The organism is Stenotrophomonas sp. SrG (genome assembly GCF_050031795.1).
Taxonomy (GTDB): Bacteria; Pseudomonadota; Gammaproteobacteria; order Xanthomonadales; family Xanthomonadaceae; genus Stenotrophomonas; species Stenotrophomonas rhizophila_A.
The window spans coordinates 74,220-96,573 of sequence record NZ_JBNBBE010000009.1 but is presented as its reverse complement, the minus strand read 5'-3'; the positions used below and the strand labels follow the sequence as shown (position 1 = coordinate 96,573).

The window sequence follows — 22,354 nt, the reverse complement described above, 5'->3', positions numbered from 1 at the left end:
CTGGAATACGAAGGGTCGATGATAGCCTAGTGGCCTGTCCTGCGACTGAAACTGGTCGCCGGGACCCCCAATTTGTCTTCCTGCGGTGTGCTCCCCATGTCCGATAACGCTTCTGAAACCGAATCCACCCGTCAGGCCGTCGTGCCCGATACCGCCGCCGGGCGGCGCTTTGACGCCGTGCTGGCCGACCTGTTCCCCGAATTCTCCCGCTCCAAGCTGAGCGAGTGGATCAAGTCCGGGGACGTGCTGCTGGACGGCGAACCCGTGCGCGGGCGCGACCCGGTCCGCGGCGGCGAGGTGGCCAGCCTGCATGTCGTGCTCGACACCCAGACCCACGCCGAGCCCGAGGACATCCCGCTGGACATCCTGTACGAGGATGAACACGTTTATGTGATCAACAAGCCGGTCGGCCTGGTGGTCCACCCCGGTGCGGGCAACCCCACCGGCACCCTGGTCAACGCGCTGCTGTTCCGCGACCCGGGCCTGTCGGTGCTGCCGCGCGCGGGCATCGTGCACCGCCTGGACAAGGACACCAGCGGGGTGATGGTGGTGGCCCGCACCATCCAGGCGCAGACCGCGCTGGTGGAGCAGCTGGCCGCGCGCAACGTGCACCGCCAGTACCTGGCGGTGGTGGTGGGCGCGCTGGTCTCCGGCGGTACCGCCGATGCGCCGATCGACCGCCACCCGCGCGACCGCATCCGCATGGCGGTGCGCGAGGACGGCAAGGACGCGGTGACCCATTACCGCCTGCGTGAGCGCTTCCGCGCCCACACCGCGCTGGAGTGCCGCCTGGAAACCGGGCGTACCCACCAGATCCGCGTGCACATGGCGCACCTCAAGCACGCCATCGTGGGCGATTCGCTGTACGGCGGCGCGCTGAAGCTGCCCAAGGGCGCCACCGACGAGCTGGTCGCGCAGCTGCGCGGCTTCAAGCGCCAGGCGCTGCATGCTGAAACGCTGGAGTTCGCCCACCCGATCACCGGTGAGCCGATCCGCAACAGCGCGCCGCTGCCGGCCGACATGGTGGCGCTGCTGGACGCGCTGCGTGAAGACACCAAGCGGTTCACCGAGCTGGAACGCGGTCGCCGCTGATGGCTGCGCCCGTGGCCTCTGATTCGCCGCACGCCGCGCTGCTGCCGGTGCTGGCCGCCGACTGGGCGGCCGCGCCCGGTGTGCATGCGCTGACCACCCTGCGCCACGGCGCAGGCGGCTCGAAGGCGCCATTCGACCAGTTCAACATGGGCAACCGCACCGCCGCCGACGGCGACGACCCGGACCAGGTGGCGCGCAACCGCGCGCTGCTGCAGGCCGGGCTGGGCCTGCCCTCGGCACCCCACTGGCTGCGCCAGGTGCATGGCACGGGGGTGCTGCGGTTTGATGCGCCGCCGGTGGAGAGCGGCATTGACGCCGAACCCACCGCCGATGCGGCGGTGACCTCGGTGCCCGGGGTGGTGCTGGCGATCCTGACCGCCGACTGCCTGCCGGTGGTGCTGGCCGCGCGCGATGGCCGCGAGATCGGGGCCGCCCATGCCGGTTGGCGTGGGTTGGCCGACGGCATGCTGGAAGCCACGGTGGCGGCGATGCGTACACCGCCGGGCGGGTTGCAGGCGTGGCTGGGGCCGGCCGCCGGGCCGGCCGAGTACGAGATTGGTGCGGACGTTTTCGCGGCGTTCGTGGATCTGGATGCGGGGGCGGCGGAAGCCTTCGTGGCCACCCGCCCGGGGCATTGGAAGGTGGATCTGTACGCGCTGGCGCGGCGGCGGCTGGTGGCGGCCGGGGTGGACCCGGGCGGGATCAGTGGTGGGCAGCTGAGCACGATTGCCGAGCCGGAGCGGTTCTATTCGCATCGGAGGGATCGACGGACCGGGCGGATGGCGACGTTGGCGTGGATGGCGCCGTGAGCCCCGATGCCGGTGCGGTGATCGTGTTTGATGGCGTTTGCGCGCTTTGCAGCCGCTGGGTGCGGTTCCTGCTGCGGTTTGATCAGCGGGGGCGCTACCGGTTCGCGGCGATGCAGGGGGCGCATGGGCGCGCGTTGCTGCAGCAGCACGGGCTGGATCCGGATGACCCGTTGTCGTTCCTGCTGGTGAAACAGGGTCGCGCATGGAGCGATACCGATGCCATCGTGCGGGTGCTCGCCGGGTTGGGTGGGGCGTGGAAGGCCGCGCACGTGCTGCGGGTGGTGCCGCGTGGGTGGCGCGATCGTGCGTATCGCGCGCTGGCGCGTAACCGGTACCGGTGGTTTGGCCGGCATGAGCAGTGTTTCCTGCCCACACCGGCGCAGGCGGCGCGCTTTCTCGATTGAAGGCGCGCGGACGCGCGTGTCACTGAAGAACGCTGTATTCAATCCGCCGATTACGATCCCGCCCACTTTCCAACCGGTTGTCGGCCACCGGATGTTCTTCGCCATACCCGCGCGGCTCCAGCGCACTGGCCGGCACCCCCAACGCCTGCAGTTCCGCCACCACCACATCCGCGCGCTGCTGGCTCAGCTGCAGGTTGGTTTCGGCAGCCCCCAGGCTGTCGGTATGCCCGCCCACTTCGAGGCGCACACCGGGCCCGGCGGCCAGGATCGCCTGCGCACTGGCCCGCAGCATGTCGCGCCCATCGGCCCGCAGCACCGGGGACTTGTGCTCGAACCCGACCTTGCCCTGGTTCAACGCCGCCACCAGCGCGTGCGGTTCGGGCTGGGCCGGCAGCTGCGCCAGCGCGATCCGGCCCGCGTCCCATAGCCCGCTCACCTGCAGGTGGCCAAACGCGCGGCGCAGGGTATTGGACACCGCGATCCGGTCCCCTTCCGGCAGCCGGGTCATGTCCACGTGCAGCGCGTCGCCGGTAAATGACAGCGAAAGCCCGGGATGGCGCAGCACCGGGGCCAATGTCACCAGCCGGTCCAGCCAGCGCGGGGCCTGTGCCTGTGGGTCACGCAGGATGTCACCGGTGACCCCGCCCTGGCCGTACTGGGCCACCAGCGCGCTCCATACCCGGCGGCGGTCGGCCTCGCCTGGCAGGCGGCCGCGTACGTCGATCACGCCGCCGCTGTTCACCAGCGACAACCGGGGCGGGTGCTGCTGTTCGGCGTAGGTCGGCGCGGCACCGGTACTCACCCGCGTCTTCTGGTGGATCCAGCCGGTCAGGCACAGCAGCACGCCGGCTACCATCACCCACAGCAGCCCGCGCGCGGCGGTGCCCCGTACCAGGCGCAGGGTGGGGCTGCGCGGCGCCACCTGCTTTACGGGATGGGGCGTCTGCGCGCTGCGGGCTTCCTGCTCCAGGACATCCAGCAGACCGGGCAGCAGGTCGGAGGCCACCACCGCGAACATGCCGGTGGGGAACGCGGCCCGCCGCGCCAGCACGGCCAGCTCTTCGCGGCCGATCACGCACTCCAGCTGGCTGGCCAGCAGCCGCGAGGGCCGTTCATCACCGGGAAAACGGCTGCCCAGGCCCACGGCATCGAAACGACGGCGCAGGCCATGGATGCCGCCCGGCAGGCCGCGGATGTAATCGACCAGCACGTCCACCAGGTTGCGCGCGCGGTGGCCAAGGCCCATGTGCAGGGCGGTGTCTTCGATGAAGCGATCCAGCAGTGACATCAATCCGATTCCCGGTTCCAGCCCCTGCGGCATGCACGGGCGTTGCGGGAGTCAATGTCGGACCGGCCTGTCAACGAAAAATGAAAGTTGCGCGCGCCGCAGGTTGCGAATCGGTCGTAGTTTCCGACGATTTAGGAGGCCTATCGAAATGGCACGCTTCGCTTATCGGGATTTCCACCGCGGGAAGTGCAGAAAACGACACACTCCTAAAACGAGCGCATCACAGCGGATGATGCGCATGGCGGGTGCGAGTTCAGGCCAGAAGCGACACATTTCTGGCCCGACAACATGTCGTAATCAGCCGTTTTCCAGTGCCTCCAGATAGCTCTGGCGCCAGTGGTTGATGTCATGGGTGCGCAGGTGATCCATCATCGCCTGCCAACGCTCCACGCGTTTGCGCAGCGGCATGGTGGCGGCGGTGGCGATGGCATCGGCCACGCCATCCAGGTCGTGCGGATTCACCAGCAACGCCTGCTTCATTTCGTCGGCCGCGCCGGCCAGCAGCGACAGCACCAGCACACCGGGGTTTTCCGGGTCCTGCGAGGCCACGTACTCCTTGGCCACCAGGTTCATGCCATCGCGCAGCGGAGTGACCAGGCCGACGGCAGCGGCGCGGTAGAAGCCGGTGAGGGTGGCATGCGCGAAGTTCTGGTTCACGTAGCGCAGCGGGGTCCAGTCCGGTTCGGCAAAGCCGCCGTTGATGTGGCCGGCGATCTGTTCCAGCTGGCTGCGCAGCTGCCGGTACTCGGTGACATCGCCGCGCGACACCGGGGCGATCTGCAGGTAGGTGAGGCTGCCACGCTGGTCAGGGTGGCGTTGCAGGTAGCGCTCGAAACCCTGGAAGCGTTCGGGCAGGCCCTTGGAGTAGTCCAGCCGGTCCACGCCGATCGCCAGTTGGCGGTCGCGCAGGCTGTTGCGCAGGTCCCGCACGGCCGGCTTGTTGGCACCGGCCTTGGCCTGGCGTTCGATGTGCGCGGTATCGATGCCGATCGGGAACGCGGCGGCGCGGAAACGGCGCCCGCCGGGGGCTTCCAGCATGCCATCGGGCAGCACCTTGCCGCCGGCGAACAGGCGCACGTAGGACTGGAAGCGATCGGCGTCGCGCTGGGTCTGGAAGCCGACCAGGTCGTAGGCGTACAGGCTGGAGAACAGCCGCAGGTGGTCGGGCATGGCCTGCAGCAGGTCGGCCGAGGGCATCGGCACGTGCAGGAAGAAGCCGATGCGGCAGCCGATGCCACGTTCGCGCAGCAGCGAGGCCAGCGGGATCAGGTGGTAATCGTGGATCCAAACGATGTCGTCTTCGCGCAGCAGCGGCGCCAGCTTTTCGGCGAACAGCGCGTTGACCCGGCGGTAGGTTTCGCGGGTGGCGCGGTCATAGTCCACCAGGTCCAGCCGGAAGTGCAGCAGCGGCCACAGGGTGCGGTTGGCGAAGCCGTTGTAGTAACCGTCGACGTCGCGCTTGTTCAGGTCCATGGTGACGTAGCGGATGTCACCCTCGGTCTGCTCGTGCAGCTCGCCGCTGTCATCGCGCACGGATTTGCCGCTCCAGCCGAACCACAGCCCACCGCGTTCCTTCAGCGCGGCCAGCAGTCCCACCGCAAGCCCACCCGGGGCGGCCACGCCGGGCGCTGCCACGCGGTTGGACACCACGACAAGGCGGCTCATGAGGCCTCCTGCCAGCTGCGCGAGAGCCGCATGGCGGCGGTGACCAGGCCCACGTGCGAATAGGTCTGCGGGAAGTTGCCCCAGGCCTCGCCATTGTCGAAGGCCAGGTCTTCGGAGAGCAGACCCAGGTGGTTGCGGCGCTCGAGCAGCATTTCAAACATCTCGCGCGCTTCGTCCAGGCGGCCGATGGCAGCCAATGCGTCGATGTACCAGAACGTGCAGATGGTGAAGCTGGTTTCCGGCTCGCCGAAATCATCCGGCGCCACGTAGCGGTACAGCGCGTTGCCGTGCTTGAGGTCACGGCCGATGGCCTCGACGGTGGCGACGAAACGCGCATCGTCGGCGGCAATGAAGCCGATGTCGGCCAGCAGCAGCAGCGAGGCATCCAGGCGGTGGCCGCCGTAGGTGTCGGTGAAGTGGCCCAGCTCGTCACTCCAGGACTCGCGCAGGATGCGCGCGTGGATGGTGTTGGCGCGGTCGCGCCAGTACTCGGCGCGGTGGTCCAGCTTCAGGCGCACGGCGATCTTGCACAGCCGGTCGCAGGCGGCCCAGCACATCGCGCTGGTGTAGGTATGCACTTCGGTGCGGCCGCGGAATTCCCACAGGCCGGCGTCGGGCACGTCGTGCAGGGCGAAGGCCTGTTCGCCCAGCGGTTCCAGCCGCGCGAAGGTGTGGGCGTCGCCGGGGTCCTGCAGGCGGCGGTCGAAGAACAGCTGGGTGGACGCCAGCACCACGCTGCCGTACACATCGTGCTGGCGCTGCACCCAGGCCAGGTTGCCGCGCCGCACCGGGCCCATGCCACGGTAGCCATCGAGGGAGGCCACTTCGCTTTCTTCCAGCTTGGCCTCGAAGCCGATGCCGTACAGCGGCTGCAGGCTGCCATCGCCGGTGGCGAGATTGAAGATGTAGCCCAGGAACTGTTCCATGGTGCGGGTGGCACCGAGGCGATTCAGCGCGCGCACCACGAAGGCGGCATCGCGCAGCCAGCAGTAGCGGTAATCCCAGTTGCGGATGCTGCCCGGCGCCTCGGGAATGGAGGTGGTCATGGCGGCGATGATGGCGCCACTGTCTTCGTACTGGCACAGCTTCAGGGTGATCGCACTGCGGATCACCGCGTCCTGCCATTCCAGCGGAATGGACAGATAGCGCACCCATTCGCGCCAGTAATCGCGCGTGCGCTGGAAGGATTCCTGCACATAGCCGCTGAGCGAACGGTTCAGCGATTCGTCCACGCCCAGCACCAGGTGCACCGGGTGGCTGAGCACGAACGGCAGCTCATCGCGCACGAAGCGCAGCGGCACGTCGGTGGTCAGGCGCAGCACGTGGTCGGGCAGCACCCAGCGGATGTGGTTGCTGCCCCAGGTGGCCTCGGGCACGCGCGCGCCCCAGTCCGCCAGCGGCCGGGCGCGCACGATGATGCGCGGGTTGCCGCCCAGCGGGCGCACCTGGCGGATCAGGCTTACCGGCCGGTAGAAACGATCGTTCTGGCGCCAGCGCGGGGCGAAGTCGATGATTTCCAGCGAGCCGCCGTGCTTGTCGTGCAGCACGGTGCGCAGGATGGCGGTGTTGGTCAGGTAGCTCTGTTCGCTGCTGACCATGTCTTCCAGTTCGATGGCGAAATCGCCACCGACCTGCTGGTTGGGCTGCAGCAGTGCGCAGAAGGTGGGGTCGCCGTCGAAGGTGGGCAGGCAGCTCCACACGACGCGGGCGTGGCGGTCGATCAACGCGCCGAAGCTGCCGTTGCCGACCACGCCAAGGTCCAGGTTGGAATCAGTCATGGGTGGGGGTCTCTGGGTACATCAGTCAGCGTTTTCCTGCAGCCAGCGGTGTACGTCGCGCACACGGGGCAGGGCGAAGACCGCGGCACTGGGCTCGCGTTCGCCCACCAGCACGCTCCAGCCATGCAGGGTGTTGGCGGCATCGAAGCCGTACTCGTCGGTCAGGTCGTCGCCCAGGAACACGGGAATGCGGCCGCGGAAAGGCAGTTGCTGCATGAGCTGGCGGATCGCGCGGCCCTTGTCGCTGCCTTCGGGAATGAATTCCACCACGTGGTCGCCGGGCTGCAGCCGGTACCCGGTGTTGCCGCCGATGTGGCGTTCGGCGAACGCACGCACTTCGTTGGCGGCATGCGGCGCGCCACGCCAATGCAGGGCCAGGCTGCGGCCCTTGTCTTCGACCAGCACACCGGGATGGCCATGCGCGAACCGCATGGCCTGCTGGTGCACGGCGTGCAGCCATTCGCTGGTGTCGCTGTCAGTGGCGGTGCGGCCGTCTACGGCGTGGGTGTCACCGCCCATGCCACGCACCTGGTGGCCGTGCAGGCCAGCGGCGGGCAGGTGCAGTGGCGCGAACAGGCGGTCCAGCTGGGCCAGCGGTCGCCCGCTGATCAGTGCAACCGCACCGTCGAGCCGGTCGCTGATGCGGCCGATGGCCTCGCGCACCTCGGGCAGCAGGGTGACGGCCTCGGGGTCGTCGGCAAATTCAATGAGGGTGCCATCCACGTCCAGGAACAGCGCGCACGCATTGTCCAGCAGTGGTGGCGGCGGACGGAGGGGGTAGTCGTTGGCCATGTTGCCAACATGCCACCGGAAGCGTGATCGTCCAGTAGACGATCACGCTTCCATTCAAACGCGCCCGGCAGCGCCAGGCCCTGCCTGGCGGTAGCAATGATCAGAACGTGTAACGAACGTGCCCGTAATAATAGGCACCATTGCTGCCAATCGGCGACAGCACGTCATACGGCAGGTTGCCGAAGTAATAGATGTCCTCGTTGGACAGATCCGAATAATTGTCGGTCAGGTTCTGCCCACCCAGCGCCACGCTCCACTGCGGCGTGATCCGGTACTCCACCTCGGCATCCAGCTGCCACTCGGCGCCATAGGTCTGCCGCGGCACATACCCATCGCCGAAGTTGAACACCCGGGTCACGCTGCCGTAACGACTCAGGCGGCTGCTCAGCGTCCAGCGGTCGTTGGCCCAGGTCGCCGCCAGCTGCGCCCGCGTGCGCGGCGTGGCATCGGTCAGGGTGTTGGTCTCTTCCAGGCCGAACAGCACGTAGTCCGGGTCCAGCGCCAACAGGCTCGCCGGCGTGGCCAGCACGTTCTTCAACGTGGTCTTGTTGTAGGCGTAGGTGCCGGTCAGCAGCAGTTCCCCATCGCCCAGCCCTTGCCGCCAGTTGGTCACCAGCTCGGCGCCGCGCGTGCGGGTATCGGCGGCGTTGACGAAGAAATTGGCGCTCTGCAGCCCGGCCACGCCGAACTGCTGCTGCACGTAATCGGTGAGCGCATCGCCGGTGATGCTCTCCGACAGCGCGATGCGGTCATCGATATCGATCTGGTAGAAGTCCAGCGACAGGTCGAAGTGGTCGCCGATGCGGCTGGTGAAGCCCACGCTGGTGTTGACCGACTTTTCCGGCTTCAGGTCGGTAGCGCCCAGGCCGCGCGCGATCGGGTTGTTCACCGACAGCGTGCGGCCCTGCACGAGCTGGCCGGCGGCGTTGTAACCGGTGGAGGTGGATTCATAACCGATCTGCGCCAGCGACGGCGCGCGGAAGTTGTTGGAGATCGCGCCACGCAGTGCGAACGCCGGGGTGAACTCATAGCGCAGGCCCAGCTTGCCGGTGAGCTCGTCGCCGTAATCGTCGCTGTGCTCGTAGCGTGCGGCCAGGTCGCTGGAGAAGTGTTCGCCGAATTGGCTGGACAGGCTGGCATACGCACTGGTCACGTCGCGGCGGAGCGAGGTGGCGTCCTGCGGGCTCAGCCCACCACCAGCCTGCGAGCCGGTTGGCCGGTCGGTGTAGGGGCCGGCGGCGTAGCTGGCGGGGTCACCGGGGCGGGTCTGGAAGTGGTCGCGGCGCGCTTCCAGCCCCAGGCCCAGGCTGTGGGTGTTGTCGCCCTGGGTGAACACCCGGCCGAGGTCGAAGTTGCCCACGGTCAGTTCATTGCGGTAATCGCCGGTCTTGAACCGGGTCGGGCTGCCCGGGCCCAGCGAGGCGTTGAGCGAGTTGCGCAGGCGGTAGGTGAAGTCATTGAAGCCGTAATCCAGGCTGGCGTCGTAGTTCCACTCGCCCCACTGGCCCTTGGCACCGGCCACGGCCTGCACGTCGCGGTTCTCGCCTTCGGAAACCGGGCGGTAGCCGTTGGGGTACAGCTCGGTCCAGTTGGCGTCGCTGTCGGGGTAACGGAAGTAGTTGGCGCCTTCGCTGTCGCGCTGGTTGAAGGTGCTGAAGAAGTAGAACTTCGAGGTTTCACCGAATGGCAGTTCGGTGTTGATCCAGGCGTTGAGGTCCTTGGTCTTGCCGTCGCCGAGCACATAGTTGCGCTGGCCCTGCAGGGCCAGGTTCGCATCGGTCTGGTCCCACGGCGGAATCTGGTCGAAGCCGGCGCGGTTGGTGCCTTCGCGGTTCTTCAGCTCCAGGCCCACGCGCAGGAAGCCGCCGTCTTCGCCCAGCGCGGTGCCGACCTTGGCGCTGGCGAAGCTGGTCTGGCCATCGGTGAGGGTGCGGTCGATCGGCTTGAGGTCGGTGTGGTTGGCACCGAAACTGGCTTCGATGGCGCCGCCTTCCGGGGCGTCATCCAGGATCACGTTGATCACACCGGCCACGGCATCCGAGCCGTAGAGCGCACCGGCGCCGTCGCGCAGCACTTCGATGCGCTTGATCGCGCTGACCGGGATGGAGTTGAAGTCCACCGGGGTGGTGCCCTTGCCGATCTTGCTGTCGGTGTTCACCAGCGCGCTGGTGTGGCGGCGCTTGCCGTTCACCAGCACCAGCACCTGGTCGGGCGACAGCCCGCGCAGCTGGGCGGCGCGCACATGGTCGGCACCGCCGGAGTTGGACTGGCGCGGGAAGTTGAACGAAGGCAGCAGCGCCTGCAGCGCGCTGCCCAGTTCGCCATTGACCACGCCGGCGCGGCGGATGTCCTCGGCGGTGAGCACGTCCACCGGCGAGGTCGACTCGAGCACGGTGCGGTCGATGGCGCGGGTGCCGGTGACGATCACCGTGTCGAGCGTGGTGGCGGAGGCGGGCGCGTCCTGCGCATGAAGGTCCTGGGCCAGCAGGGGAGAGGACAGGACCAGGGCAATGGCGAGGCCAAGGCGCGACGCGGACGGACGGGACATGCGGGCTCCAGCAGCAAAACGAGGGGGAGGGTGGTGCCGGGCGCTGCCCAGCTGGTCCCAGATGAAACTATTGTTCCATCCGGATGAAGCGATATATTATCTTGGCGTGAACCCCACCTGTGATGCAAGTCCCAATACAGACGGCTATCAGCAGATAACCGGAGGTGATCAGCATCGATCCCGGACTCTGTCCATCACGTAGCGACACGCCATGCGTGTCCCACGGAACCCTCGCAACACCCGGAGCCCCCGCACCATGAAGCTTTCCCCCCTCCTGCTGGCCGCCTTCCTCGCCCTCGGCGGCTGCGCCACAACGACCAGCCCGACCCCGCGCGCCCCAGAATCGGCCACCGCCACCCTCCAGGGCGACCCCGCCCGCCCGGATGCGGCGACCAACTGGGTGCGCAGCGAGCTGTACTTCGGCGTGGGCGAGGAGAGCGGTGCCTCCGACCGCAAGCAGACCGATGCGATCAGCGAGGCGCAGTGGCGCGACTTCCTGGACAAGCAGGTCACCCCGCGCTTCCCGGATGGCCTGACCGTGTTCGATGCCTACGGCCAGTGGCTGTTCCGTGGCGCGAAGGAGCCCAATCGCCTGCGCACCAAGGTGCTGGTGGTGCTGCACGAAAACACCCCGCAGCGCCGCGCGGACATCGAGGCGATCCGCCTGGCATGGAAGCAGGCGACGAAGCACCAGTCGGTGCTGTGGTCGCAGCAGGCGGTGGACGTGTCGTTCTGACAGCGTACCGACCAACGGTCGGTACCTACCTTGAACCGACCAACGGTCGGTACCTACCTTGGTATGAATCGGTGTGCATTCGCACGCCGATGTCACCTGCGCGGGTCTAGGCTCGGACTTCCCCCAGAGCGTGGAAGTGCCGCCATGAGCAAGCGCGTTGCCGAAATCGTCGTCGATACCCTACAGGCCGCCGGTGTGCGGCACTGTTACGGCATCGTCGGCGACACCCTCAACCATGTCACCGATGCGATCCATCGCAGTGACATCGACTGGGTGCACGTGCGCCATGAAGAGGCGGCCGCGTTCGCGGCAGGGGCCGATTCGCTGATCAGCGGGCGCCTGGCGGCCTGCGCGGGCTCGTGTGGCCCCGGTGGGCTGCATTTCATCAACGGCATCTTCGAGGCCAACCGCAACCGCACGCCGCTGGTGCTGATCGCCAGCCAGGTGGTCACCACCGAGCTGGGCATGGAGTTCCCGCAGGAAGTCGACTTCAAGGCGGTGTACGCCAGCTGCAGCGTGTTCTGCGAGCAGGTGTACACCCCGGCGCAGGCGCGGCGGATGGCGACCCTGGCCTGCCAGGCGGCGATCAGCCGGCGCGGCGTGGCGGTGCTGATCCTGCCTGCCGACATTGCTGAAGCCGAGGTCAAGGACGATCAGCCGTTTTCCGTGCACTACACCCAGCCAGTGCTGCGCCCCAACGACGACGAACTGCAGCGCATCGCGGCGCTGATCGGCGCGGGCAAGCGCATCGGCATTTATGCCGGTGCCGGCTGCGAGCACGCGCACGATCAACTTGTCGCGCTGGCCGCGCACCTCAAGGCGCCGATCGCGCACACCTCGCGGGCCAAGGATTTCGTGGAGCATGACAACCCGTACAACATGGGCATGACCGGCATTTTCGGCATTGAATCGGGCTACCACACGCTGATGGCGTGCGACACGCTGCTGCTGCTCGGCGCCGATTTCGCCTGGGGCCAGTACTATCCGGACAAGGCGACGTTGATCCAGGTCGACCGCGATGGCAGCCACCTGGGCAGGCGCCACCCGGTGCATCTGGGCGTGGTGGGCGACATCGGCCCGACCCTGGAGGCACTGCTGCCGCTGCTGCCGGAGCGCGAGGACCGCAGCTTCCTGGACGAGTGCATCGGCCACCGCGAGAAGGCGCTGGAGACCCGCGCTAAGGAGGAGCACCCGGGCGAGGGCGAGCTGATCCATCCGCAGCATCTCACCGCGCTGCTCGACCGGCATGGCGATGACGATGCGCTGTTTACGGCCGACTGCGGTTCGCCGATGGTGTGGATCCTGCGCCATATCCGCGCCAACGGCCGCCGCCGTACGCTGACCAGCCTGCTGCACGGCACGATGGCCAATGCCCTGCCGCAGGCGCTGGGCCTGCAGAAGGCGTTCCCGGGCCGGCAGGTGATCGCGATGTGCGGCGATGGCGGCATCGCGATGCTGCTCGGCGAGCTGCTCACCGCCGTGCAGGAGAACCTGCCGATCAAGGTGGTGGTCTACAACAACAGCTCGCTGAACTTCGTGGAGCTGGAGCAGAAGGTGCAGGGTCTGCTGGATAACTACACCGACCTGAAGAACCCCGATTTCGGCCGCCTGGCCGAGGTGATCGGCTTCTACGGGCGCACCGTGACCCGCAGCGAAGACCTTGAGCAGGCGGTGCAGGACCTGTTGGCCCACCCCGGCCCGGCGCTGCTGGACGTGCACACCAGCCCGACCGAGCTGGTGATGCCGCCGCAGGTGGAGGCCAAGCAGGTGGCCGGTACCGCCTTGTATGCGGCCAAGGCGCTGCTGCACGGGCGGGTAGGGGACGTGCGCGACCTGCTGGCCAACAATTTCCTCAACAAGCCGTAAGGGTGTCTGACGAACGTCACGACCAACGGTCGTGACCTACCGGCCAACGGCGGTCGCCCCGCCGGTAGGTACCGACCGTTGGTCGGTACGGGCACATGGCGGTCGCCCTGCCGGTAGGTGCCGACCGTTGGTCGGTACGAGGCGCGCCCCGGTGTTCCACGCATGCGTCTGTCGCCGGGCGCAATGAACGCCTACCATCGGGTACCCCCCACCCCGTGCCCGCTCGCATGCCTGCATCCGCTCCTGTCTCCGGACGCCCCCGCTGGTTCGTCGCCGGCGATCTCAATGGCTTCTTCGGCCTGGTGGTCGACAACCTGTCGATCCTCGGCTTCATCGCGATGGCGCTGGTCGGCATCTTCCAGTTCCCCGCCGACGTGGTGTTCGGGCGCATGTTCCCCGGCACCGCCTTCGGCGTGCTGGTCGGCAACGTGCTCTACACCTGGATGGCGCGGCGGCTGGCCGCGCGCACCGGGCGCGATGACGTCACCGCGATGCCGCTCGGCCTGGATGCGCCGACCAGCATCGGCATGGCGCTGCTGGTGCTGGGCCCGGCGTTCCTGGCCTTCAAGGCGCAGGGGCTGGCTCCGCACGATGCGGCCATTGCCACCTGGCAGCTGGGCATGGCCTCACTGGTGATCATGGGCGTGCTCAAGACCGTGCTGTCCTTCTTCGGCGAGGCGGTCACCCGCGCGCTGCCACGCGCTTCGCTGCTGGGCTCCATCGCCGGCATCGCGATCGTGCTGATGGGCTTCCTGCCGCTGCTGGAAACGCTGCGCTCGCCGGTGGTCGGCTTCGTCACGCTGGGCCTGCTGCTGTACGTGCTGGTGGCCAAGCGCAAGCTGCCGATCCGCGCCCCGGGCGTGCTGGTGGCGTTCGTGTTCGGCACGGTGCTGTATTACGGGCTCGGCCTGGCCGGGCTGGGTGCACCGGGCTTCAAGGTGCCCGAGTGGACCCCGCTGCAGATGGTGCTGCCGTGGCCGACGCTGGGCTTCATCGATGGCCTGCCCACGGCGATCACCTACCTGCCGCTGCTGCTGCCGTTCGGCCTGCTGATGGTGGTGGGCGGCATCAACGTCTCCGAAAGCGCACGTGCGGCCGGCGATGACTACCGCACCCGCGACATCCTTCTGGTGGAGGCGGTGGCCACGCTGGTGGCCGGCCTGTGCGGTGGCGTGGCGCAGACCACGCCGTACATCGGCCAGCCGGCGTACAAGCACATGGGCGCGCGCAGCGGCTACACGCTGCTGACCGGCCTGTTCGTGGGCATCGGCGGCATGCTGGGGGTGATTTCCGGGTTGGTGCAGTGGCTGCCGCTGGCGGTGCTGGCGCCGATCATCGTGTACGTGGCCATCGACATCACCACCCAGGCGTTCCAGGCCACCCCGCGCGAGCATGCCGGTGCGATGGTGCTGGGGTTCCTGCCATCGGTGGCCTACCTGCTGGCGATCAAGGCGCCGGGCTGGATCCCGCCCGAGCAGCTGGCGGCGATGACCACCACGCTCGACGGGCATGGGCTGCCGGAGCTGGCGGTGATCTTCACCCTGGGCAATGGCTTCATCATCACTTCGATGCTGTGGATTGCTGCAGTGGTGGCGATGATCGACGGCAGGCTGCTGCGCTCTTCCGGGATCCTGCTGGTGGCCGCGGCGCTTACCCTGTTCGGGCTGATCCATTCGGTGGACCCGCGCGGTGGGATCTACCTGCCGTGGACGTTGGAAGGCTTGCCGGAACAGATCATGTGGCAGTTCGCGGGCGCGTATGTGGCGCTGGCGGCGCTGCTGGGCCTGTTGTCCCTGCAGAAAGGCAATCACGACCAACGGTCGTGATCTACCGGTGGGTCACCACCCGTCGAGCCCCGGTAGGTCACGACCGTTGGTCGTGACACAGATGCCGGTAGGTCACGACCGTTGGTCGTGACCGGACCTCAATCCTCGGCATCCAACTCCGGGTAATGCCGGAAAATGCCGTTGGTGTTGAACGCCAACCGGCGTTCCGAGGCCAGGTATGCGGCGATGTTCGGTCGCCGTTCCACCCGGTCCTTCAGTGCCTGCAACAGCGGCAGCGACGGCCGCAGTGCCTGCATGCGGCGCGGAAACATGTAGTCCAGCCCGCTCAGCAGCTGGAACAGCGACAAGTCCACGTAGGAATGCTCGCGCAGCGGGTGCAAGCCGCCATTGGCCTCCAGCACGCTTTCGAACCAGCCGAGGAACTTCGGCAGCCGCTCGCCGCGCATCGACGCCGCGCGGGCCTTCGCTTCCTTTTTCTGATCCTCGTAATACTGCGAGGCCGCAATCGGGTGGTGGGTGTCGTGGATCTCCGCGACCAGGTCGGCGATGGTCAGCTGCAGCTGCAACGCCTGCACCCGGCGCGAGGCGGCTTCGGGTACCAGCCCCAGCTCCGGCCCCAGATGATCGAGGATCGTGCCCACCTGCGCGATCACCTGCCGCCCACTGACCAGGAACGGCGGCGCGAACGGGCGCAACCCCTCGGCCTTGCCGTCCAGGAACGGCTGCATCACCTCGTCGCCGTGCACCCGCGCCATGTCCGTATAGGAGGCGCCAGCATCTTCCAGCGCCAGCCGGATGAACTCGCCCCGGCCCTGGATGCCGGTCCAGTAGTACAGCTCGTAATGCATGCGCACGCTCCGCGACAGGAGCGCCCAGCCTCCCGCCCGCGCCGCCAAGCACGCGTGATGGGGATGTCGCTGCCACGTCGTCCGGGGCCTGAATGCGTTCTCATCCCCCCTTGAAACACGCCTGCATAACCGCATCTGTCAGATAGTGCTGGCTCGGCCAGCGGCAACATATCGAGGATTCCCCCATGCGGATGGACAAACTCACCTCGCGTTTCCAGCAGGCGCTGGCGGACGCACAGTCGCTGGCCGTGGGCCGCGACCACAACATCATCGAACCGGTGCACGTGCTCACTGCGCTGCTCGACCAGCAGGGCGGCAGCACGCGCCCGCTGCTGGCCCAGGCCGGGGTCAACGTGCCGGTGCTGCGCGAGCGCCTGACCGAGGCACTGGATGCGCTGCCGAAGGTCTCCGGGCAGGAAGGCAACCTGTCGATCGGCAATGACCTGAACCGGCTGCTCAACAAGACCGACAAACTGGCCCAGGAGCATGGCGATGCGTTCATCGCCAGCGAGTGGTTCGTGCTGGCCGCGCTCGACGATGGCGGCACGCTGGGGATGGCGCTGCGCGCTGCCGGTGCCGACAAAAACAAGATCGACGCGGCCATCGACAAGATTCGTGGCGGCGAAAGCGTGCAGTCGGAAAATGCCGAAGAACAGCGCCAGGCGCTGGAGAAGTACACCATCGACCTGACCGCGCGTGCCGAGAGCGGCAAGCTGGACCCGGTGATCGGGCGCGACGAGGAAATCCGCCGCACCATCCAGGTCCTGCAGCGCCGCACCAAGAACAACCCGGTGCTGATCGGCGAACCGGGCGTGGGCAAGACCGCCATCGTGGAAGGGCTGGCCCAGCGCATCATCAACGACGAAGTGCCCGAGGGTCTTCGCGGCAAGCGCGTGCTGTCGCTGGACATGGGCGCGCTGATCGCCGGTGCCAAGTTCCGCGGTGAGTTCGAAGAGCGCCTGAAGGGCGTGCTGAATGACCTGGCCAAGAGCGAAGGCCAGATCATCCTGTTCATCGACGAACTGCACACCATGGTCGGCGCGGGCAAGGCCGATGGCGCGATGGACGCGGGCAACATGCTCAAGCCGGCGCTGGCGCGTGGCGAGCTGCACTGCGTGGGTGCCACCACCCTGGACGAGTACCGCAAGTACATCGAGAAGGATGCCGCACTGGAGCGCCGCTTCCAGAAGGTGTTCGTGGGCGAGCCCAGCGTGGAAGACACCATCGCCATCCTGCGCGGGCTGAAGGAAAAGTATGCTGTGCACCACGGCGTGGAGATCACCGACCCGGCGATCGTGGCTGCGGCCACGCTGTCGCACCGTTATATCGCCGACCGCCAGCTGCCGGACAAGGCCATCGACCTGATGGACGAGGCGGCCTCGCGCATCCGCATGGAGATCGACTCCAAGCCGGAAGAACTGGACCGCCTGGAACGGCGCCTGATCCAGCTCAAGATCCAGCGCGAGATGCTGAAGAAGGAAAAGGACGACGCCTCGCGCCAGCGTCTGGCCGACCTGGAAACCGAGATCGATGCGCTGGAGCGCGAGTTCTCCGACCTGGACGAGATCTGGAAGTCGGAGAAGGCGGCGCTGCAGGGCACCACCAAGATCAAGGAGCAGATCGAACAGGTGAAGCTGGAACTGGAAGCGGCGCAGCGGCGCCAGGACTTCGGCCGCATGAGCGAACTGCAGTACGGCCAGCTGCCGCAGCTGGAAAAGCAGCTGCACGCGGCGCAGGAAGCGGAGAACACCGAGTTCAAACTGGTCCAGGATCGGGTCACCGCAGAAGAAATCGCCGAGGTCGTGTCGCGCTGGACCGGGATTCCGGTCAACCGCATGCTGGAAGGCGAGCGCGACAAGCTGCTGCGCATGGAGGACGTGCTGCATGAGCGGGTGGTGGGCCAGGAAGAGGCGATCAAGGTCGTCTCCGATGCGGTGCGTCGTTCGCGTGCCGGCCTGTCCGACCCGAACCGGCCGAGCGGCTCGTTCCTGTTCCTGGGCCCGACCGGCGTGGGCAAGACCGAGCTGTGCAAGTCACTGGCCGAGTTCCTGTTCGACAGCAGCGACGCCATGATCCGCATCGACATGAGCGAGTTCATGGAAAAGCACAGCGTGGCGCGGCTGATCGGTGCGCCCCCGGGTTATGTGGGCTACGAAGAAGGCGGTTACCTCACCGAGGCCGTGCGTCGTCGCCCGTACTCGCTGATCCTGCTCGACGAAGTGGAGAAGGCGCACACCGATGTGTTCAACATCCTGCTGCAGGTGCTGGACGATGGCCGCCTCACCGATGGCCAGGGTCGCACCGTGGACTTCCGCAACACCGTCATCGTGATGACCTCCAACCTGGGCTCGCACCAGATCCAGGACATGTCCAGCGATGACAGTCCGGAGGCCTACACGCAGATGAAGGCGGCGGTGATGGGCGTGGTGCAGGCGCACTTCCGCCCGGAGTTCATCAACCGGCTGGACGACATCGTGGTGTTCCACCCGCTGGACAAGGTGCAGATCAAGCAGATCGCCCGCATCCAGATGCAGGGCCTGGAAAAGCGGCTGGCCGAACGCGGCCTGCGCATCGAGGTCAGCGATGCGGCGTTCGAGCTGCTGGGCAACGTCGGCTTCGATCCGATCTACGGTGCCCGCCCGCTCAAGCGCGCGATCCAGGCGCAGCTGGAGAACCCCTTGGCACAGAAGATCCTGTCCGGCGACTTCGTCGGCGGCGATGTGATCCAGGTGGATGCGGCCGAAGGCCGGCTGGCATTCGCCAAGGGTTGAGTGGCGATGTGATCCAAACAGAAGGCCCCGGTTTCCCGGGGCCTTTTTTTCGTTACTTGGCGACGAACTTCAGCGGCCCCTTGTAATCGGGCCACGAGATGGAGCGCTCGTCGCGCACGTTGAGCGCCACCGGCTCGGCGGGCGCTGCCGTGGTGTCAGCGCTGCCTTCCACCGCCACGGTGGTGAACAGCGTGGGAGTGAAGAAGGTGGCGAACAGCGTGCGCTCTTCGTCGACGATCAGCGGCTCCATGGTCATCGTGGTGATCTTGCCGGCCTCCACCGTGAATGACAGGACGTCCGGGTTCACGTAGGCACCCTTGGCCAGCACTTTCTCCACGCTGAAACCGGTGTGCGGTTCGAACCCGACCGTGGTCAGGCGGTAGGTGCCGGCAGGCAGCTGCAGCGTCTGGGTACTGCCGTAACGGGTCATGTAGTTCACATCGAAATCGACGAAGCGCTTGTTGAGCAGGGTGACCACCATCTGCCCATCACGCAGCCCCCACTCGATGCCGCCGGTCTTGAGCTGCGATTCGATCTTGGGCTTGAGTGCCACTTCGGAACGGAACGGCTTGAGATCCAGTACCAGCGTACCGGTACCGGTTTCGGCCGAGCTGGTGAAGCTGCCCAGCAGCAGCACCGAAGCCAATGCAAAACGGATGGCAAAACGCATATGTCGTCCTTGGTCAGCGTGGAATGAACTTGATGGGGCCGCGGTAATCCGGCCAGGCGGTGGAGCTGTTGTCGCGCAGGGTGACTGCTTTACGCCGGGGCGCTGCGCCGCCCGGTGCGTCGCCGTCCGCGCTGGACACGCTGGCGAACAGGGTGGGGATGAATACCGCCGGGTTGAGGGCGTCCTCATCCATGATCACGGGCCCCACCCGCACGGTGACGGTCTTGCCGGCTTCGATCGTGAAAGACGCCACGTTGCGGTTCACGAAGGTCGCCCGGTCCAGCAGCCGCTGTTCGCTGTAGCTGCGGCGGGGTTCCCGGCTCACGGCGGTGATCCGGTAGGTACCCACCGGCAGCTGCAACGCGTGCCGGTACCCATAGCGGGTGGTGAAGCCGTAGTCGAAGTCGAGGTACCGGGTATCGACGACGGTGAGCACCAGTTCGTTGCCCTTGATGCCCCAGTCCACGCCGCCGGTGCGGATCAGTTCCTGCAGTTCCTTGCTGAGCGGTACTTCCGATTGCAGCTTGTCCACTTCCATGACCAGCGTGCCGGTGGCCGTCTGGGCCAGGCAGGCGAAGCTGCCCGACAGCAGCGCAGCCGCCAGCAGTGTGCGTAAGGCAAAGCGCATGTTCCGTCCCTTGGTGACAATCGCAGGGACCCCGCCCCTGCTGCGACGTCGCCGGAAGCTTCCCGGGCGACCGTCGCGGAGTATGCACGTTCAGCTGGCAGTTTGAAATGTGAGTAGGCGTTAGAGGTAAACGACCCGCTCCGAGGCGTTGCGGGTCATGGGGGCTCCGGGCTGGCACTGGAACGCGTGTGCGTAGGCGGGCATGTTGGCCGGGCCGACGTCCGCGCGTGGGGGGCCGAAGGCGTGCACGTCCGTTTCCACGTCCCTCTGCAGGCGTTCGCGGGTCCGCATCTCCCGGTACAGCATGCCCCAGCTGAGGAAGAAGCGCTGTTCGCGGCTGAGCCCGTCGATCATGGGATCTGTCTCGTTGCGGTGGGCGAATTCCAGTGCGTCCAAGGCGATCGCCAGGCCGCTCAGGTCGGCCAGGTTCTCATTGGCGGTCAGCCGCCCATTGAGCGGCAGCCCGTCCACCTGCTGCTGGTCGAACTGCGCAGCAAGCTGCGCGGAGATCGCGGCAGCGCGCTGCCGGTCGGCATCGCTCCACCAACCGTGCAGGCTGCCGTCCAGCCCGAACTGGCTGGATTCGGCGGAGAACGCGTGTGAAATCTCATGCCCAATGACGGCACCGATCGCGCCGTAGTTGAGCGCGTCGTCAGCCTCCACGTCGAAATAGGGCGGTTGCAGCAGCGCCGCCGAGAAGGCGATGTCGTTGTTCATCACGTCGTGGTACGCGTCCACGGTCTGCGCGGTCATGCGCCAGCGCGCGCTGTCCACCGGCGCGCCCAACCGAGCCAGTTCGTTGCGCTGGGCGAACGCGGTGGCCGCGCGCAGGTTGCGCAGGTAGCCGCAGGACTCGGTGTGCAGCCCGGACCAGTCCGGCCAGCGTTCGGGGTGGCCGATGCGCGGCCGGAACGTATCGGCCTTGAGCAGCGCGGTGGCGCGCGTTTCGGGGTCCATCCACGGCACCACCGCCAGCCGTCGCTTCAGCGCAGCCATGATCTGCTCGATCAGGGCGATCGCCCGTCCCCGGGTTTCCGCCGGCAGCGCGACCGGCACGTACAGCTCGCTCAGCGCTTCACCGGCTACGCGTTCGATGGCGGCCAGGACCTGCTTCCAGCGCGGCGGCATCGCATCCTGGCCCTGCAGGGTCCTGGCGTGGAAGGCATGGTGGGCGCGGACGAAGTCGTCGCCCAGGAAGGGGCTGGCCGAATCGAGGGTATGGAAGCGCAGGTAGGCGCGCCAGGTGGCCGGTTCTTCGTTGGTCAACGCCCGGCCCACCGCCTGGTGGAAGGCGGGCGTGGCCAGCGAAAAGCGGTCCGGCGGGGCCACCCCCAATGCCTGGAACAACGCACTCCAGCGGAACCCGGGGGTGAGCGCATCCGCCTCCGGCACTGTCAGCGGATGATAGAAGTTGGTGACGTTCTCGTTGAGCTCGTCCCACGGCGCTGATGCGTTGGCAAGGCGTCGTTCCAGCGAGAGAACCGCATCGGCCTGTCGCTCGGCCTCGGCCGGCGCATCACCGGCCAAGCGCAGCACGTGCGCGACATGCGAGCGATAGGCGAGAGCGGCCTGCGCGTGTTCGGCGTCCAGGTAGTAGTTGCGGTCCGGCAGCCCAAGGCCGCCCTGGAAGGCGTAGGGGATCTGGCTGTCGCGCGCGTCCATGTCCAGGTCGACGCCGAACCCGAACACGGGGTTGAGACCGACCGCCGTGAGCGCGTGCAGATGCGCCTCGATGGCCTCAGGCGTCTGCAGGGCGTCGATTGCCGCAAGCTCGGCCCGCAACGGTGCGATGCCGTCGGCATTGATCTGGCGCTGGTTCATGCCGGTGCGCCAGAGATCGGCCACGATCTTCTCCACGTGGGTTGGCGTGTCCAGGTTGGCGGCCTGTTCCACCACCCGCCGCTGCAACGCCAGCGAACGTTCCTGCAACATCGTCGGCATGTTCCACAGCGACTGGTCGGGTGGCCGCTGCTCCGTCGCATGCCAGCGGGAATTGATGTGTGCGTACAGCGACTGGCAGGGCGGGTGGTCCGGGTCGATGTCAGCCGGGTTGAAGCGCAGCGGCGCGGGCAGGCCATCGGCGGTATCCGGCGTCTGGACCTGCGAGTCGGCAGCAGGGAGACCCGCGAAGCGGGTAGTGCACTCGTCCCGGGCTGCGCGGTGGCCAGCCTGGTAGCCCAACCACCCGCCGACGAGCGCACCGCCCAGCGCGGTGACGGCGGCACCGGCGAGGAGTTGCGGACACTGGCGGGGTCGCGACAGGCAGCCCGCAGCGGTCGCTGAAGCAATTCCGTTCAATGGCTCCTGCGCCGGCACGGCCAGGTACGCCTCGCCCCGCGACGCGCCCGCACCAGGCAGCAGCGCCGGCCGTACCGGCGGCGTCGAATCCGCGCGCGCCGTGGCCGACGCGGACGCCGGTACGATCAGGCTGGAGAGCGCGGCGAGGGTGAGCACGCCCGCGTTGCCCACGCGCAGCAGCGGTGGATGGGCGCTACCGAACCGCTGGTGCCGGGCGTGATCCTGCGCGGGCTGTTGGCCGCGCAGCGACCGATGAAATTCGCCCACGCTGCGGCGGTGTTGTTGTACGGCATCGGCACGCATGGCGTGACCTCCACTATCAGTCGTGCGGGTGCCTGCCGTCGCAGGCGGAGCGCGATCATGACCACGGGCGC

16 protein-coding genes are annotated in these 22,354 nt (G+C 67.4%); 7 read left to right on the top strand and 9 right to left on the bottom strand.

What is annotated here, in order from left to right; translation table 11 throughout:
- Positions 1-96: 96 nt before the first annotated feature.
- The 3 genes from rluD to ACQG3P_RS10485 are packed head-to-tail and all read left to right on the top strand — an operon-like array spanning position 97 to position 2,305.
- Entirely contained in the window at positions 97-1,092 is a 996-nt protein-coding gene (gene rluD, locus ACQG3P_RS10495) for a 23S rRNA pseudouridine(1911/1915/1917) synthase RluD (RefSeq protein WP_068853790.1), read from the top strand.
- Between the two features lie 11 nt (positions 1,093-1,103).
- Entirely contained in the window at positions 1,104-1,901 is a 798-nt protein-coding gene (pgeF, locus tag ACQG3P_RS10490) for a peptidoglycan editing factor PgeF (protein ID WP_354276291.1), read from the top strand.
- Positions 1,886-2,305, top strand: coding sequence for a thiol-disulfide oxidoreductase DCC family protein (locus ACQG3P_RS10485; protein ID WP_426805000.1), 420 nt, complete (start codon positions 1,886-1,888; stop codon positions 2,303-2,305). Before pgeF ends, ACQG3P_RS10485 begins: the two co-directional genes overlap by 16 nt.
- 19 nt (positions 2,306-2,324) lie before the next feature.
- Here ACQG3P_RS10485 and ACQG3P_RS10480 read toward each other — a convergent pair whose 3' ends face one another.
- From ACQG3P_RS10480 to ACQG3P_RS10460, 5 genes are all read right to left on the bottom strand, one after another.
- The gene (locus ACQG3P_RS10480) at positions 2,325-3,593 is read right to left on the bottom strand and encodes an OmpA family protein (RefSeq protein ID WP_426804999.1); all 1,269 of its coding nucleotides are present in this window, start codon (positions 3,591-3,593) and stop codon (positions 2,325-2,327) included.
- 297 nt (positions 3,594-3,890) lie between these two features.
- On the bottom strand, positions 3,891-5,258 hold the full coding sequence (otsA, locus tag ACQG3P_RS10475) for an alpha,alpha-trehalose-phosphate synthase (UDP-forming) (RefSeq protein WP_093533725.1): 1,368 nt from the start codon (positions 5,256-5,258) through the stop codon (positions 3,891-3,893).
- Positions 5,255-7,036, bottom strand: coding sequence for a glycoside hydrolase family 15 protein (locus ACQG3P_RS10470; protein WP_068853786.1), 1,782 nt, complete (start codon positions 7,034-7,036; stop codon positions 5,255-5,257). Before ACQG3P_RS10470 ends, otsA begins: the two co-directional genes overlap by 4 nt.
- A gap of 21 nt (positions 7,037-7,057) precedes the next feature.
- A complete protein-coding gene (gene otsB / locus ACQG3P_RS10465; RefSeq protein WP_426804998.1) occupies positions 7,058-7,828 on the bottom strand; it encodes a trehalose-phosphatase in 771 nt (256 codons plus the stop codon).
- Between the two features lie 100 nt (positions 7,829-7,928).
- Positions 7,929-10,376, bottom strand: a complete 2,448-nt coding sequence (locus ACQG3P_RS10460) for a TonB-dependent receptor plug domain-containing protein (RefSeq protein WP_426804997.1) — start codon at positions 10,374-10,376, stop codon at positions 7,929-7,931.
- A gap of 256 nt (positions 10,377-10,632) precedes the next feature.
- On the opposite strand from ACQG3P_RS10460, the gene ACQG3P_RS10455 reads away from it, so the two are divergent.
- The 3 genes from ACQG3P_RS10455 to ACQG3P_RS10445 all read left to right on the top strand — a co-directional run bounded on the left by ACQG3P_RS10455 (position 10,633) and on the right by ACQG3P_RS10445 (position 14,804).
- Positions 10,633-11,112, top strand: a complete 480-nt coding sequence (locus ACQG3P_RS10455; protein ID WP_426804996.1) for a DUF3574 domain-containing protein — start codon at positions 10,633-10,635, stop codon at positions 11,110-11,112.
- 144 nt (positions 11,113-11,256) lie between these two features.
- Entirely contained in the window at positions 11,257-12,978 is a 1,722-nt protein-coding gene (locus ACQG3P_RS10450) for a thiamine pyrophosphate-dependent enzyme (RefSeq protein ID WP_426804995.1), read from the top strand.
- 227 nt (positions 12,979-13,205) lie between these two features.
- Positions 13,206-14,804, top strand: coding sequence for a hypothetical protein (locus ACQG3P_RS10445; RefSeq protein WP_426804994.1), 1,599 nt, complete (start codon positions 13,206-13,208; stop codon positions 14,802-14,804).
- Between the two features lie 98 nt (positions 14,805-14,902).
- Here ACQG3P_RS10445 and ACQG3P_RS10440 read toward each other — a convergent pair whose 3' ends face one another.
- Positions 14,903-15,613 carry a glutathione S-transferase gene (locus tag ACQG3P_RS10440; protein WP_426804993.1) on the bottom strand — a complete coding sequence of 237 codons (711 nt, stop codon included), beginning with the start codon at positions 15,611-15,613 and terminating at the stop codon, positions 14,903-14,905.
- A gap of 185 nt (positions 15,614-15,798) precedes the next feature.
- Between ACQG3P_RS10440 and clpB the strand changes: the two genes are divergently transcribed.
- Positions 15,799-18,384: an ATP-dependent chaperone ClpB gene (gene clpB, locus ACQG3P_RS10435; RefSeq protein WP_320457569.1), complete on the top strand. Its 2,586-nt coding sequence runs from the start codon at positions 15,799-15,801 to the stop codon at positions 18,382-18,384.
- 52 nt (positions 18,385-18,436) lie between these two features.
- On the opposite strand, the gene ACQG3P_RS10430 is transcribed toward clpB, so the two are convergent.
- The 3 genes from ACQG3P_RS10430 to ACQG3P_RS10420 form a co-directional block, all read right to left on the bottom strand.
- Positions 18,437-19,054, bottom strand: a complete 618-nt coding sequence (locus tag ACQG3P_RS10430) for a hypothetical protein (protein WP_426804992.1) — start codon at positions 19,052-19,054, stop codon at positions 18,437-18,439.
- A gap of 13 nt (positions 19,055-19,067) precedes the next feature.
- Positions 19,068-19,682: a hypothetical protein gene (locus ACQG3P_RS10425; RefSeq protein WP_426804991.1), complete on the bottom strand. Its 615-nt coding sequence runs from the start codon at positions 19,680-19,682 to the stop codon at positions 19,068-19,070.
- Positions 19,683-19,802: 120 nt separating this feature from the next.
- Positions 19,803-22,283, bottom strand: a complete 2,481-nt coding sequence (locus tag ACQG3P_RS10420) for a M13 family metallopeptidase (protein ID WP_426804990.1) — start codon at positions 22,281-22,283, stop codon at positions 19,803-19,805.
- Positions 22,284-22,354 lie beyond the last annotated feature (71 nt).